Below are 14,657 nucleotides of genomic sequence, written 5' to 3' on the forward strand. Positions count from 1 at the left end.
TCACTGGTTCAGGCCCTGCTGGTACGCGGTCTGCAGGCTGCCGAGCACCGAGTTCGGGTCCTTGCCGTTGATCAGGTCCTGGGTCGCGGCGGTCAGCGTGTCGTAGAACCCCGGCACCGGCCAGTCCGGGTAGTAGGCCAGGCCGCCCGAGGCGGCGAGCGTGTCGTAGTGCTGAATCAGCTCCTTGGCCTTCGGGTCGGTCACGTCCGCCGGGTTCGCGGCCACCGGGACGGCGCCCTTGTTGGCGATGACGTCCTGCACGTCCTTCTGCAGCGTGATGTTGATGAAGTCGTAGGCCAGCTGCTTGTTGCCGGACTTGCTCGGCACGACCCACAGGTTGCCGCCGGAGCCGGGCACCAGGCTGCTTCCGGGCCACAGGAACGTGTCCCAGGCGAAGTTCTTGATCTCGGACTCGAAGGTGCCGTACCACCAGCTGCCGGAGACCATCATCGGGCTCTTGCCCGACTCGAAGGCGTTGCCCATGTCGGTGGCCTTCAGGCTCACCGAGTTCTTGGCGATGTAGCCCTTGCGCACCCAATCGGCGAGGGTGCTGGCGGCGTAGCTCCAGGCGGCGTCGTGGAAGTCGGCCTTGCCCTTGATCTGATAGTCCGTCACCCAGGCCGGGTCGGCCTTGCTGAGCGCGAGGTCGTAGAGGTACTGCTGCGCCGGGTACTCCGCGCCCGCGTCCGCCAGCGGGGTGATCCCGTTCTTGACGAAGGTGTCCATGGCGGCGGTGAAGTCGGCGAAGGTCTTCGGCACCGGGACGTGGTACTTGTTGAAGAGGTCGACGTTGTAATAGACCATCGCGTACTCGGCGTAGTTCGGGATGCCGTACCAGTCGCCAGAACCCATCACGCCGTTGCTGTACCGCGAGGTTACCGCGAGGTTCGAGCTCAGCTTCCGGTCCCAGCCGTACTGGGCGACCTCGGGGGTCAGGTCGGTGAGCAGGCCCTGCTTGGAGAGCAGGCCGGCCGTGGCGTTGCCCTTGTTGTACTCCAGGATGTCCGGCGCGTTGCTCGAGTTGAGCACCATCGCAGCGGTCTTCTGAAGCTGTTCGAAGGTCTTGGTCTCCACCTTGACCGTCACGCCCGGGTGCGCCGCCTCGAAGTCCTTGACCGCCTGGCTCCAGGCCAGGCCCATCGCGCTGTCCGCCGCCTCGTAGTGCCAGAGCGTGAGCACCCTGCCCGCGGCGGATCCGGAGCCGCCGCTGTTGCAGGCGGTGAGCGTCGTCGTTGCGGCGACCAGGGCCGCCATGATCAGTGTCGTCCTTCTCGGCCTGCCCGTGGCGAGCATCGCGGCTCCTCGTCGTCGAAGCGCTTCGATTCACCGGGGATGGTAGACGCTGACCTTCATCAGCACAATGCTTTTCCACAGGCAATCGATCAACGAACTGAACCGTTTAATCGTCGAAGCGCTTCGAAAAGCGGCACGGCTCGCAACAGGGCGCACGCGAACAGCCGGCCGGCTGGTCGGATCCGGCTGGTCCAGGTCGGGCCGGGTCCGGTCAGTTGATGTCGAACTCGTTTCCCTCAGGGTCCTTCATCCCGACCGCGTAGTGGTCGAGTCCTTCCTGCGCCATGACCACGGTCAGGGTGGCGCCCAGCTCGACGAGGCGGGCGGCCTCGGCGTCCACGCGCTTCTTGCGCGTCTCGATCGGGTCCGTCCGGTCCCCGCTGGCGTGGATGTCGATGTGCAGCCGGTTCTTCACGGCCTTCGGGTCCGAGACCACCTGGAACCAGATCGCCGGCCCGCCGCCGTGCGGGTCGCTGATCCGGTCCGCGCCCCCGGTCAGCTCCTCTTCCGGCACGCCGATGCTGCGGTAGAAGTCGTCCCAGGCGGCGAATCCGGCCGGAGGCGGCGCGAGTTCGTAGCCCAGGGCGGCGGCCCAGAACCGGGCGAGGCGGTCGGGGTCGGCGCAGTCGATCACCAGCTGGTAGCGGACGGACATCGGGGCTCCCTTCGCGGCGCTCGGCCAGACGGCCTGCTCGGCATCCTGCCAGCCGCCGCCGACAGCGCCCGCTGCTCAGCCGCGCAGCTCCGGGAACTGCTCGTCGCGCCACTCGGTGAGCTCGGTCTCGCCCTTGGCGGCCTGCTCCTCGCGCCCGCGCAGGTCCACGCGGCGGATCTTGCCGGAGATCGTCTTGGGCAGCGCGAAGAACTCGATCCGGCGCACCCGCTGATAGGGGGCGAGATGCTCCCGGGCGTGCTTGAGGATCTCGAACGCGATCTCCTTCGACGGCTCGTAACCGGCCGCGAGCGCGATGTAGGCCTTGGGTACCGCCAGGCGCAGCTCGTCCGGCGCGGGTACGACGGCCGCCTCTGCCACGGCCGGGTGCTCGATGAGCACACTTTCGAGCTCGAAGGGGGAGATCTTGTAGTCCGACGCCTTGAACACGTCGTCGGTGCGTCCGATGTAGAAGATGTATCCGTCAGCGTCCTGAGACGCGACGTCGCCGGTGTGGTAGTAGCCGCCGGCCATCGCCTCGGCGTTGCGCTCGGGGTCGCCCCGGTAGCCGGTCATCAGGCTCATCGGCCGCCTGGCGAGGTCGACGCAGATCTCGCCTTCCCGCGCGGTTCGCCCCGTCAGCGGATCCACCAGCACGATCGGCACCCCGGGCAGCGGCAGGCCCATGGAGCCCGGCTTGACCGGCATGCCGGGCACGTTGCCGACGGCGAGCGGCAGCTCCGTCTGCCCGTAGCCGTCGCGGATCGTCAGTCCCCACGCCTTGAGCACCCGGTCCAGCACCTCGGGGTTGAGCGGCTCCCCGGCCGACAGCAGTTCCCGCAGCTGTCCCGGCCCGCCGGACAGATCGGCCTTGATCAGCATGCGCCAGACCGTCGGCGGCGCGCAGAAGGTGTTGACCCCGGCCCGGCGGATCTGGCCGAGCAGCGTGGCCGCGTCGAACCGGGTGTAGTTGAACACGAAGATCGTCGCCTCGGCGATCCAGGGCGCGAAGAAGCAGCTCCACGCGTGCTTGGCCCAGCCGGGCGAGGAGATGTTCAGGTGCACGTCGCCCGGCGTTGCCGCCACCCAGAACGAGGTGGCCAGGTGGCCGACCGGATACGAGACCTGATTGTGTTCGACCAGCTTCGGCCGGTTCGTGGTGCCCGAGGTGAAGTAGAGCAGCTGCGGGTCCGACGGCGCCGTGCCCGGGTGTCCGGCCGGCGGCGCGTCGAGCTGATACGCGTCGCGGTACGCGATCCACCCCTGCGGCGCCTCCCCGACGGCGAACCGGCCGTAGTCGCCGGCCACGGTGTCGAACTTGCCGATGTCCGCGGCGTTGACCAGCACGTGCTTGACCTCGCCGCGGGTCACCCGGTCGGTCAGGTCCGCCGGGCCCAGCGCGGTGGTCGTGGGAAGGATGACCGCGCCGAGCTTCATCACCGCCAGCATCGACTCCCACAGCTCGACCTGGTTGTTCAGCATCAACAGCACGCGGTCGCCGCGGTCCACGCCGTGTGCCGCCAGATGCGCGGCGACCTGGTCCGAGCGGTGCGCGATCTCGTCGAAGGAGTAGCGCGCCTCGGACCCGTCCTCCTCGACGATCCACAGCGCCGTTCGCGGCACGCCGCGGGCGATCGCGTCGAACCAGTCGATCGCCCAGTTGAACCGCTCCCCGAAGTCCGGCCAGGCGAACCGGGCGACCGCGGTGCGGTAGTCGCGGGAGGAGGCCTGCAGGAAATCTCGGGCGGCGCGGTACCGCTCGGTGGTCGACTGCGTCATCGTCAGCACTCTCCGGGGCAGCGGGCGGCGGGAACGAGCCGGGCGGGCCGTCAGGGACAGTATTCCGCGCGCCCCGTTGACAAGACCGCCTAACGGGTGAGTGATGCGAAGATGGAGAGAAGTAGTGCGTCTTCGCGCACCGGGCCCACCCGCCGTGCGCTCCTGTCTGCTTCAGCCGCCACAGCGGTCGCGGCGCCCCTGGCCGCGGGTACGACGGCACACGCCGCCAGTTCCGCCGCGGCGCCGCTGCGCCGGCGGGAACCGGACCCGGCGCTGCGGGCCCTGATGCGCCGGATCGACCCGGACCGGCTGCGGGCTACGGTGCAGCGGCTGACCGAGTTCGGCACCCGGCACACCCTGTCCAGCCAGACCGACCCGAACCGCGGCATCGGCGCCGCCACCGACTGGGTGATCGCGCAAATGGACGCGATCGCCGCCATGTCGAACAGCGCGATGACCGTGCAGCGGCAGTCGTTCATCCAGCCGGTCTCGTCGCGGATCCCGGTCCCCACCAAGATCACCAACTGCATCGCCACGCTCAAGGGCACCGCCGCGCCCGAGCGCTTCTACGTGGTCACCGGGCACCTGGACTCGCGGGTGACCGACGTCCTGGACTTCACCAGCGACGCCCCCGGCGCCGATGACGACGCGTCAGGCGTCGCCGTCGTGCTCGAACTCGCCCGGCTGTTCGCGACCCGTCAGTTCCCCGGCACCGTCGTGTTCGCCGCCGTGGCCGGAGAGGAGCAGGGCCTCTACGGATCCGCGTTCATGGCCCAGCAGATGAAGGCGGCCGGCGCCGACGTGCAGGGCATGTTCAGCAACGACATCGTCGGGGCGAGTCAGGCCTGGGACGGCACCCCGCCGAACCCGCACAGCCTGCGGCTGTTCGTGGAGGGCATCCCGACCGCGGCCACCGCGAGTCAGATCTCGCTGATGCAGTCGGTCGGCGGCGAGAACGACGGCGCGACCCACCAGCTCGCCCGGTTCGTCGCCGAGTCCGCCCCGCGCGAGCTGACCGGCGTGGACATCCGGGTGATCTGGCGCCGCGACCGGTACCTGCGCGGCAGCGACCACCTCTCGTTCCAGCAACAGGGCTATCCGGCGGCCAGGTTCACCGAGCCGCGCGAGAACTTCGACCACGAGCACCAGAACACCCAGGTCGTGGACGGCGTCCAGTTCGGCGACCTGATCGAGTTCGTCGACTTCGACTACCTGGCCCGCGTGGCGAGGGTGAACGCGGCCGCGCTGTGGTCGCTGGCCACCGCGCCGGCGACGCCGAAAGGCGTGCAGATCCACACCACGCCGCCGGGCACGCTGTCGGGCACCAACCTCACGACGCTGAGCTGGACCGCGAACCCCGAGGCCGACCTGGCCGGGTACGAGGTCGTCCTGCGCGAGACCACCTCGGCCGACTGGACCTCGGCGATCGAGGTCGGCGACGTCACCGCCGTCACGCTCGACATCTCGAAGGACAACGTGCAGTTCGGCATCCGAGCCGTCGACCGGGCCGGCCACCGCAGCCCCGTCGGCTTCCCGCAGGTGGCCGCCTAACGGAGCGGCCCGGCCGTCACCTGCGATCGAGGTGCGCGCGCACCGCCTCGGCCTCGGGAACGCCAAGGTGCTGATACCGCGCCAGGGCGTCGAGCCAGCGGTCTCGGGCGCGAGCGAGCTCGCCCCGGGCCTCGGCGGCGCGGGCCAGCCCCTCGATCGCAAGGGCCTGCTGGTAGTGGTCGCCCGTCTGCCGGCTCAGCGCGAGCGCGCGCTCGTGCTCGCGCTGAGCCTCGTCGTGCCTGCCGACCCCCGAAAGCGCCTGGCCGTGGCCGTTGCGGGCGACCGCCTCAAGGTCCTGCGAACCGAGCTGATCTACGAGCGCGAACAGCGCGTCGTATTGCTCGAAGGCCTCCGGGTGCCGGCCCAGGTCCCGGTACACCGCGGCGAGCGTGCGCAGCGACTCGGCCTCGCCGGTGCGGTTGTTCATCTCGCGGTTGATCTCCAGGGCGCGGCGCAGGTGCGCGAGCGCTTCCTCGCCTCGGCCGATGCGTCCGTACACGTTGCCGAGGCTGGTGAGCACGACGGCTTCGTTGGTCAGGTTTCCGGTCTCCTGCTGCAGGCGCAGCGCCTCGGACAGGACGTGCAGGGCCTCCTTGTATTGTCCGGTCCTGCCGTAGACCGATCCGAGGTTGCCGAGTGCGTTGGCCTCGCTCAGCTGGCTGCCCGTGTCGCGGGCGATGACCAGCGCCCGCTGATAGTGCTCCGCCGCCTCCTGATAGCGGCCCAGGTGCCAGTAAATCAGCCCTATGTTGTTCAGGGCGATACCCTCGTCGGTGCGGCGGCCGAGCATGCGCAGCAGCTTGATGCTGTGCCCCATGGCGGTCAGCGCCTCTTGGTTGCGGCCGAGCCGCCACTGGCTGATGCCGATCGCACCCAGCGCGCGCGCCTGTCCGTAGCCGTCGCCGATTGCCCCGCAGGCCTTCATCGCGGCGGTGTGCAGCACCAGGGCGTCATTGTGGCGGCCGGTCGACATCAGGTGCCGCCAGAGGATCATGGAAAGCTCGCCCGCGGTCTGCGGCCGGCCGTGCGACGCCGCGTTCGCCGCCGCCGCGAGCAGGTTCGCGTGCTCGTTCTCCAGCCAGGCGCGGGCCGCGGCGGCATCGCGGAACGGCGGCGCGGGATGCGCGGGCGTGTCATAGCGCGGCCGCCGGTGTGCCTCGTAAGGGTGGAGGGTGTCCATCGCGGCGCCCGCCGACTGCGCGTACCAAGTCAGCATCCTGCGGGCACTGTCCGCCGCGCTCTGCCCGCCGTCCGTCATCGAGATCAGCTCGCGTGCGTAGAGGCGCAGCAGATCGTGGTAGCGGTAGCGCGCCCGGCTCGTCGACTCCAGCAGGTGCGCCTGCACCAGGCCGCCCAGCGCCTCGGCCACCGGCTCCGGGTCCTGCCCGAGCAGCGCCGCCGCGGCGAGCAGGTCGATGTCCGGCCCTTCGGACAGGCTCATCAGGCGGAACGCGCGGGCCGGATCCGCCGCGTCCGGGCCGGCCGAGGCCGGCAGCTCCGCGTAGCTGACCGCGAAGGTCGCCCGCACGGCCCGGTCCTCCGCCTGCAGTTCGTCGAGCCGGCCGCTCTCGTCTGCCAGCCGCTCGGCCAGCGCCGCCACGGTCCAGTCCGGCCGGGAGCCGAGCCGGGCGGCGGCGATCCGGATCGCCAGCGGCAGACCGGCGCAGCGGGCGAGCACCGCGTCCACCGCCTCGGGTTCCGCCGCGGCGCGCTGCTCGCCGATGATCCGCGCCAGCAGTGCGCGCGCTTCCTCGGGGCTGAGTACACCGAGGTCGAGTCGGCTCGCACCGTCGAGCGTGGTCATGGCGTGCCGGCTGGTTACCAGCACCGCGCTGCCCGCCGTCCCCGGCAGCAGCGGGCGCACCTGAGCCGGATCGCGCGCGTCGTCGAGCACGACCAGCACCCGCCGCGAGGCCAGCAAGCTGCGGTACAGCGCCGCGCGCTCGTCCTCCTCCCGCGGTAGCGCCTGGTCCTCCACGCCGAAACTGCGCAGGAAACGGGCCAGCGCGTCGGTCGGCGACACCGCGGACTCCCGGGTGCCGCGCAGATCGATGTGCAGCTGCCCGTCCGGGAAGTGCTCCCGCACGCGATGCGCTGCGTGCACGGCGAGCGTCGTCTTGCCCAGGCCGCCGGTCCCGCGCACGACACAGACGGACACCGCGGCACGTCCCGGCTCGTGCGGCGTATACGGCGGCGGCGCGAGGAGCGATTCGAGGTGCCGCACCAGCTCCTGCCGGCCGGTGAAGTCGGCGATGTCGGGCGGCAGTTCGGCCGGGGTCGGCCGGGATCGGTCGGCTGCCGGGCCGGCCTGGTCGGCGGTTGGCCGGGGTGCGGCTGCCGTCGTCAGGGGCACGGGGCGCGACTGCGACACGTCGTAGTCGAGGGCTGCGAGCGCCGGATCGGCGGCCAGGATCTGGGCATTCAGCCGTTGCAGCACGGGCCCGGGGTCCATGCCGAGGTCGTCGGCCAGCACCGCGCGCACGGACCGGTAGGCGGCGAGGGCGTCGGCCTGCCGTCCCGCGCGATAGCAGGCGAGCATCAGTTGGGCGTGGAAGTGTTCGCGCAGCGGGTGCCGCGCCGTCAGCTCGTGCAACTCGGCCAGCAGCTCGCTCGCCCGGCCGACGCGCAGGTCGGCGTCGATGCGCTGTTCCAGGGCGGTAAGGCGCTGCTCGACCCAGACGGGCACGGTCTGCCGGTGCAGCGCCTCGGATTCCACGTTGCCGAGCGGGTCTCCGCTCCACTGCGCCAGCGCCGCCGCCAGCAGCGCGGAGCGGCGCGCCGGATCGGCGGTGGCCTGGGGTGCGGCGGCCTCGCGCAGCAGGGAGCGGAAGCGCAGCAGGTCGAGGGCGTCGTCGTGCACCGTGATCTGGTAGCCGTCGGCGTGTGTGACGACCGGCGCCGGATCGTCGTCGCTGCCGATGACGCGCCGCAGTCGCATCACGTAGCTGTGCAGCGCGCCGCGTGCCTGCGCGGGCGGATGCTCGCCCCAGATCTGTTCCATCAGCGCGCCGACCGACACCACGTGGTTGGGCTCGGCCAGCAGCGCGGCCAGCAGGGCCCGCTGCTTCGCCGCGCGCACCGGGATCACGGCGCCCTCGCGCCTCGCCTCAAGCTGCCCGAGGACCCGGAACTCGTATGCGTCCCCCACCTGCCCTGCCCCCTGGTCGTGCCGCGCAGCTGCCGGACCCGTGGCGCGCCTGCCGTTCCGGCTCGTCGGCCAGCATGGCACAGCCCGCGACGCACGGCGAGTCAGAACGGCGTCAGCGGCGCGCCAGAGCCGGCGATCACACTCGACGCGGCAGGCGGCATCGGGTGCCGCCTCGGCATGGGGGAGGGGTCACGGTGACCTTTGGGAAGTTCGGCCTGCTCGCTACGATCGCGGTGGCGGTCGGCGCGGGACCAACGGGGGTGTTCGCCCCGGCGCTGCACGCGCCGCCGGAGCGAACAGCGCTTCCCGCGGTCACCGCGACCCCCCAATCGCCCGAGGCGAAGGCCCATGCGACGGGCCATCGGGTCCTGGTGCCCGCGCTGGCCACCGAAACCGGCGATACCTACGCGAATCCAAACGGAACGTACACGCTCGAACAGCACGCGCTGCCGTTCCGGGTCCGCCGTGGCGCCGCCTGGGTTCCGCTCGACCTCACGCTCAAGCGCTCGGCCGCCGGCGCCGTCTCCCCGGCCGCCGTGCCGACGCAGCTGGCCTTCTCCGGCGGCGGCAGCGCGCCGCTCGTTCAGTTCGGCAGCGCGGGAAAGCGGATCACCCTGACCTGGCCGGGCACGCTACCCGCCCCGGCGCTGTCCGGGGACAGCGCCACCTACCGCGACGTACTGCCGGGCGTCGACCTGAAGCTCCAGGCGCAGGCGGACGGCTTCGCCGAGGTCCTGGTCGTCAAGACCCGCGCCGCCGCGGCGAATCCGGCCCTCGCCTCGCTGCGCTTCGGGCTGGCCGCCGACGGCCTGACCGTCCGCACGACGCCGAACCAGGGCCTTGTCGCCAGCGACCGCGCCGGGCACGCGGTGTTCGACTCCTCCGCGCCGCAGATGTGGGACGCCGGCGCGCGCACCGCGGTGGGCCGCGTGGCGGTCAGCCCCGGCTCGCTGGCCGTGGTGCCAGACCGGGCGCTGCTCACGGACCCGGCGACGAAGTTCCCCGTCTCGATCGACCCGGACTTCCACGCCGGCCTGAACGGCTGGGCCGAGGTATACGCACAGCACCCGGACCAGAGCTACTGGGGCGGTGACGGAGACGGGGTGGCGAAGGTCGGCTACGCCTACGACTACACCGTGACCGTGCGCTCGTACTTCCAGTTCGACGTCTCGGCGATGGTCGGCAAGCACGTGCTGTCGGCCGAGTTCGACAACCTGGAGACCTACGCGCCCTCGTGCAGCGCGCGCCAGGTGGACCTCTACGAGACCGGCACGTTCAACGGCGGCATGACCTGGAACCACCAGCCCGGCCAGGTGCGCCAGCTCAGGAACTGGAACGTCGCTTACGGCTACAACAGCAGCTGTCAGGCCACGAACCTGGGCACCGACGCCACCGTGGTCGTCACCGACTCGCTCGGCAACGGCAGCAACCTCGCCCCGTTCATGTGGAAGGCCGACAACGAGGGCGACCACATGGCCTGGAAGAAGTTCGCCACCAACCCGGCGCTCATCGTGACCTTCAACTCCTACCCGGGGGCGCCGGGCGGACAGTCGGCCGGATACTCGGGGCACCCCGGCGAGTGGGGCTGCGGCAACGTGCCGAACCAGCCGTACATCGCCACCGCGGCTCCCGACCTGTACGCCACCGCGACCGATCCGGACGGCGGCAACATCGCGCTGCACTTCCAGTGGTACAACCACGGCGGCGGCCTGGTCGGCGAGACGACCACTCAGATGCAGGCCTCCGGCACGCAGTTCGACGTGCCGGTTCCCGCCGGGGCCTTCTCCGACGGCTCCACGATCGCCTGGCAGGTACAGGCCTTCGACGGAACCGACTGGGGCCCCTGGTCCTCCTGGTGCGACCTGACCGTCGATCAGACCGCGCCGACCGCCGCGCCGACCGCGACTTCCAACATCTATCCCCAGTGCACCGCGGGAGTCGCCTGCACCGGAGCGCCGGTCGGCTCCACCGGCGCGTTCACCTTCTCCGCCAACGGCGTCGCCGACGTCGCCGGGTTCCGCTACGGCGAGACCGACCCGCCGCAGTCGTACGTGGCCGCCGCGCAGGTCGGCGGCAGCGCCACCGCCGGAGTCACGCCGCCGCAGGACGGCCCGCAGGACCTTTACGTGCAGAGCGTGGACCGCGCCGGCAACCTCGGCCCGATCCTGAAGTACCACTTCTTCGTCGGCACCGGCACACCGCCCGTCGCCCGCTGGCCGCTGGACGGCTACGGAATGGCCGCGTCAGCACCCGAAGTCGACTACGGCACGCACAACGGCACGGTGAACACCCCGGTCGGCAACGCGCACTGGACCGACGGACGGATCGGCGACGCCATCCAGCTCGACGGCTCCTCCGGCTACGTCTCGACCGCCGGCGGACCGGTCATCGGCACCACCGGCTCGTTCAGCATCTCCGCCTGGGTGCGGCTCGACTCGGTGGACGACGTCTGGCACACGGCCGTCAGCCAGGACGGCAACGTGGAGAGCGGCTTCTTCCTGCAGTACCTCGGCGATGTGCACGAGTGGGCCTTCACCATGCCCGAGGCCGACGCGACCAACGCCGTGCCGGACCGCGCGACCTCCTCGACCGCGGCCGTGCAGGCCGGCGTGTGGACGCACCTGATCGGCACCTACGACCCGGGCTCGGGCAAGCTCCAGCTCTACGTCAACGGCAAGCTCGCCGGGACCGCCACGCACACGGCGGCGGTGAACGCCACCGGCGCGTTCGACATCGGCCGCGCGAAGTTCAACGGCGCACCGGTGGACTACTGGCCCGGAGCCATCGACGAGGTACGCGCCTACAACCGCGTGGTCAGCGCCGCCGAGGCGCACGACCTTGCCACCGCGCCGACCGCGGAGCAGGCGTTCTACCCGCTCGACGAGGCGAACGGCGTGACCACCGCGGACCTCTCCGGCAACTACCGCACCGCCGCGCTGGTCGGCGGGGCCACCCGGGTGCCCGGCGTCGCCGGGAACGGCGCGGTGCAGCTGGACGGCTCGAGCGGCGAGATCGACACCGGAGCGCAGACCGTGCGCACCGACAACAGCTTTACGGTGACTGCGCAGGTCAGGCTGGACGCGAACAAGAACGCGCAGTTCGCGGTCAGCCAGGACGGCCCGCAGTCCAGCGGCTTCAAGCTCGGCTACCGACCGGACACGAACAAGTGGACCTTCGCGGTGTCCACCGCGGACGCCGCGTCGCCGAACTGGGCCCAGGTCGACTCCACCTCGACTCCGGAGACCCAGACCTGGACCTCCTTGGCCGGGGTCTACGACGCCGCCGCCGGACAGGTGCGCATCTACGTCAACGGCGCGCTGGAGGGCAGCCAGCCCGCGAGCATCGGCGCGAACGTCGCCGGGAACCTCGTGCTCGGCCGGGCGAAGCAGGGCGGCAATCCGGCCTCGTTCTGGAGCGGCGCTCTCGACGACGTGCACGTATACGCCGGAGTGCGCACCCAGGACCAGATCGACGCCGAGTATCTGAACCCTGTCACCACGCCGATCGACTACTACCCGAACCAGCTGACCAGGTACGCGGGCGAGTACGCCGCGCACTACGTCACCTCGGGCCCGGTCCCGGCCGACTTCCACATCGAGGGCTCGCTCGGCTGGCTCGTGCCGTCCGGTTACGCCCCCGCCGGGGCGCCCGCGACCTCGACGCTCTACTCCTGCCGCTACAACGGCGGACAGTTCGTCTCACTCGACCCGGGCTGCGAGGGAAACCAGTACATCGCGACCATCGGCAGCATCTACGCCTCCCCGCCCTCCGGGCAGCCGTCCAAGCCGATCTACCGCTGCCTGATCTCCTCCAACGGCGACCACTTCGTCTCCAACCAGTCCGACTGCGAGGGCACGACGACCGAGGGACTGCTCGGCTACACGCTCGGCTACGCGGTCCTCGAGCGCTACACCGGCCCCGGCGGCTGGCACTGGACCACCGCGACGGCGATCCCGGCCGGCTTCTACCCCGAGGGCGTGCTCGGCCTCGTGGTCATGCCGGGCCAGCCCGGAACGGTGCCGGTCTACAGCTGCCTGAACGGCAGCGACCAGTTCACCTCCACCGCGGCGGACTGCGGCGGGGCGAAGGTCGTCGAGCAGATCGGCGCGGTGTGGACCGCGCCGCCGGCCTCGGACGGCCACCGGTACGCGCCGCTCTACAACTGCACCATCACCGCGACCGGCAGCCACTTCGACTCGCTGGACCCGCACTGCGAGGGCCAGACGCCGCTGCGCCTGCTCGGCTACGTCATGTCCGGATGGTGAGCCGATGATCCGCGGAACGAGAGCCACGTCGTCGAAGAACACGAACTCACGGGGAGAGCGCAGCGTGCGCACATCGAGATCGCCATGGCGGCTCGGGGATCCGGCGCCCGGGTCAGGGCGCGGCGTCACAGCCGTAGTCCTGCTGGGCCTGGTCGCCGGGCTCCTGCCCTCAGCCGCAATGCCCGCGCGAGCGGGCCACAACACGCCGACACCGCTGCCGCAGGAGCGGCCGGTGCACGGCACCGTGCAGAAGGTCCTGCCCAAGCCCGCCGATCCCGCGTTCGCCGCGTCGGGTTCGAAGACGAAGGTGAAGGCCGGCGCCGGCGCCACATCGAAGGTGTCATGGCCGGCCGCCGGTTCCGCGACCGTCTCGCCGCTCGCGGCGGACGCCTCGCCGGCCCAGGCAAAGCACGCCTCGGCTGGCGCGGCGGCCGTGCACGCCGGCAACCTGCCGGTATGGGTCCAGGCGCATTCGGACTCTGTTACGCCGGGTTCCGTGAAAGTGAGCGTCCTGGACCGGTCCGCCGCCACGCGCGCGGGTGTCAGCGGTCTGCTGCTCACGGCGCTCGACGCGGATGCGGCGACTTCGAGCCCTGCGGCGACTTCTAATCCTGCGCTGGGTGCCAAATCCAATGCCAGCGCGGCTGCGGGCAGGGCACCCGCGGCTCAGATATCAGTGTCCGTCGACTACTCCGGCTTCCGCGACGCTTACGGCGGCGATTGGGCGCAGCGGCTGCGCCTCGTCCAGTTGCCCGCCTGCGCCGTGACGACTCCGAATGTGCCGGCCTGTCAAAAGCAGACTCCGCTCGGCAGCACGAACGACCCGAAGACGCAGCGAGTCAGCGCCCTTGTGCCGCTCGCCTCCGCCCACACGGCGTCGTCTGCGACCGTGCTCGCCGCGACCGCCGGCTCCTCCGGCAGCACCGGCGACTACACCGCGACCTCGCTCTCCCCGGCCGGCTCGTGGTCGGTGTCCGCGCAGAGCGGCAACTTCGGCTGGTCCTACCAGATGCGGGTGCCGCACGTCCCGGGCGACTTGATTCCGAAACTGGAGGCCGACTACTCGTCCGGCTCTGTCGACGGCGAGACGGTCGCCACCAACAACCAGCCGTCCTGGGTCGGCGACGGCTGGAATCTGTGGCCCGGCTTCGTCGAGCGCTCCTACGGCTCCTGCGCCGACGACACCTCCGGCGGCAGCCCGAAGACCGGCGACGAGTGCTGGATCACCGACAACGCCACGATTTCCCTGAACGGCACCAACTCCGAGCTGGTCAAGGACGCGTCCACCGGCGCCTGGCACCTGAGCAACGACAACGGGGCCAAGGTCGAGCACCTGACCGGCGCGGCGAACGGCGCGAACGGCGGCGAGTACTGGCGCGTCACCACCACCGACGGCACGCAGTACTACTTCGGCCTCAACCACCTGACCGGCTGGCAGTCGGGCAACCCGGAGACCCAGTCCACCTGGACCGCGCCGGTGTTCGGCAACGACCCGGGCGAGCCGTGCCACGGCGCGACCTTCGCCACCTCGTGGTGCCAGCAGGCGTGGCGGTGGAACCTCGACTACGTCGTCGACCGGCACGGCAACACGATCACTTACTACTACCAGCCGGAGACCAACTCCTACGGCCTGAACATCGGCGCGACCACGGTCTCCTACACCCGCGGTGGCACGCTGCTGCGCGCCGAGTACGGCACCCGCCAGGGCCAGGAGTACAGCGGCCAGGCCCCCGCGCGCGTGATGTTCAACACGGCGGACCGCTGCGCGCCGGGTACCGACTGCACTCAGCACAATGCGACGTCGTTCCCTGACGTGCCGTGGGACCAGAACTGCGCCTCGGCGTGCACGACGAAGTACTCGCCGACCTTCTGGTCCACCAAGCGTCTCGACACGATCAACACCCAGATACTGAGCGGCTCGGCGTATCAGAATGTAGATACCTGGAGCTTCGACCAGAGCTATCCCGAC

Annotated in this window: 6 protein-coding genes and 1 pseudogene; 3 read left to right on the forward strand and 4 right to left on the reverse strand. The window is 70.9% G+C overall.

Going from position 1 to position 14,657, the window contains the following annotated elements:
• The 3 genes from VFB40_RS17115 to VFB40_RS17125 all read right to left on the reverse strand — a co-directional run bounded on the left by VFB40_RS17115 (position 1) and on the right by VFB40_RS17125 (position 3,724).
• Positions 1 to 1,254, reverse strand: coding sequence for an ABC transporter substrate-binding protein (locus VFB40_RS17115; protein ID WP_324851790.1), 1,254 nt, complete (start codon positions 1,252 to 1,254; stop codon positions 1 to 3).
• 250 nt (positions 1,255 to 1,504) lie between these two features.
• Positions 1,505 to 1,948 (reverse strand): VOC family protein, encoded by a 444-nt coding sequence (locus VFB40_RS17120; protein ID WP_324851792.1) that lies wholly within the window; start codon positions 1,946 to 1,948, stop codon positions 1,505 to 1,507.
• A gap of 75 nt (positions 1,949 to 2,023) precedes the next feature.
• Entirely contained in the window at positions 2,024 to 3,724 is a 1,701-nt protein-coding gene (locus tag VFB40_RS17125; protein WP_324851794.1) for an AMP-binding protein, read from the reverse strand.
• A 111-nt stretch (positions 3,725 to 3,835) separates the two neighbouring features.
• Here VFB40_RS17125 and VFB40_RS17130 point away from each other — a divergent pair, with 111 nt between their 5' ends.
• Complete coding sequence (locus VFB40_RS17130) at positions 3,836 to 5,275, forward strand: M20/M25/M40 family metallo-hydrolase (protein WP_324851796.1); 1,440 nt, start codon at positions 3,836 to 3,838, stop codon at positions 5,273 to 5,275.
• 16 nt (positions 5,276 to 5,291) lie between these two features.
• On the opposite strand, the gene VFB40_RS17135 is transcribed toward VFB40_RS17130, so the two are convergent.
• Complete coding sequence (locus tag VFB40_RS17135; protein WP_324851798.1) at positions 5,292 to 8,423, reverse strand: AfsR/SARP family transcriptional regulator; 3,132 nt, start codon at positions 8,421 to 8,423, stop codon at positions 5,292 to 5,294.
• Between the two features lie 194 nt (positions 8,424 to 8,617).
• On the opposite strand from VFB40_RS17135, the gene VFB40_RS17140 reads away from it, so the two are divergent.
• Positions 8,618 to 12,688, forward strand: a complete 4,071-nt coding sequence (locus tag VFB40_RS17140; RefSeq protein WP_324851800.1) for a LamG-like jellyroll fold domain-containing protein — start codon at positions 8,618 to 8,620, stop codon at positions 12,686 to 12,688.
• Between the two features lie 64 nt (positions 12,689 to 12,752).
• Positions 12,753 to 14,657, forward strand: a pseudogene (locus VFB40_RS17145) (hypothetical protein); the annotation flags it as partial.

This window comes from Actinocrinis sp. (genome assembly GCF_035650855.1).
Lineage (GTDB): Bacteria > Actinomycetota > Actinomycetes > Streptomycetales > Catenulisporaceae > Actinocrinis.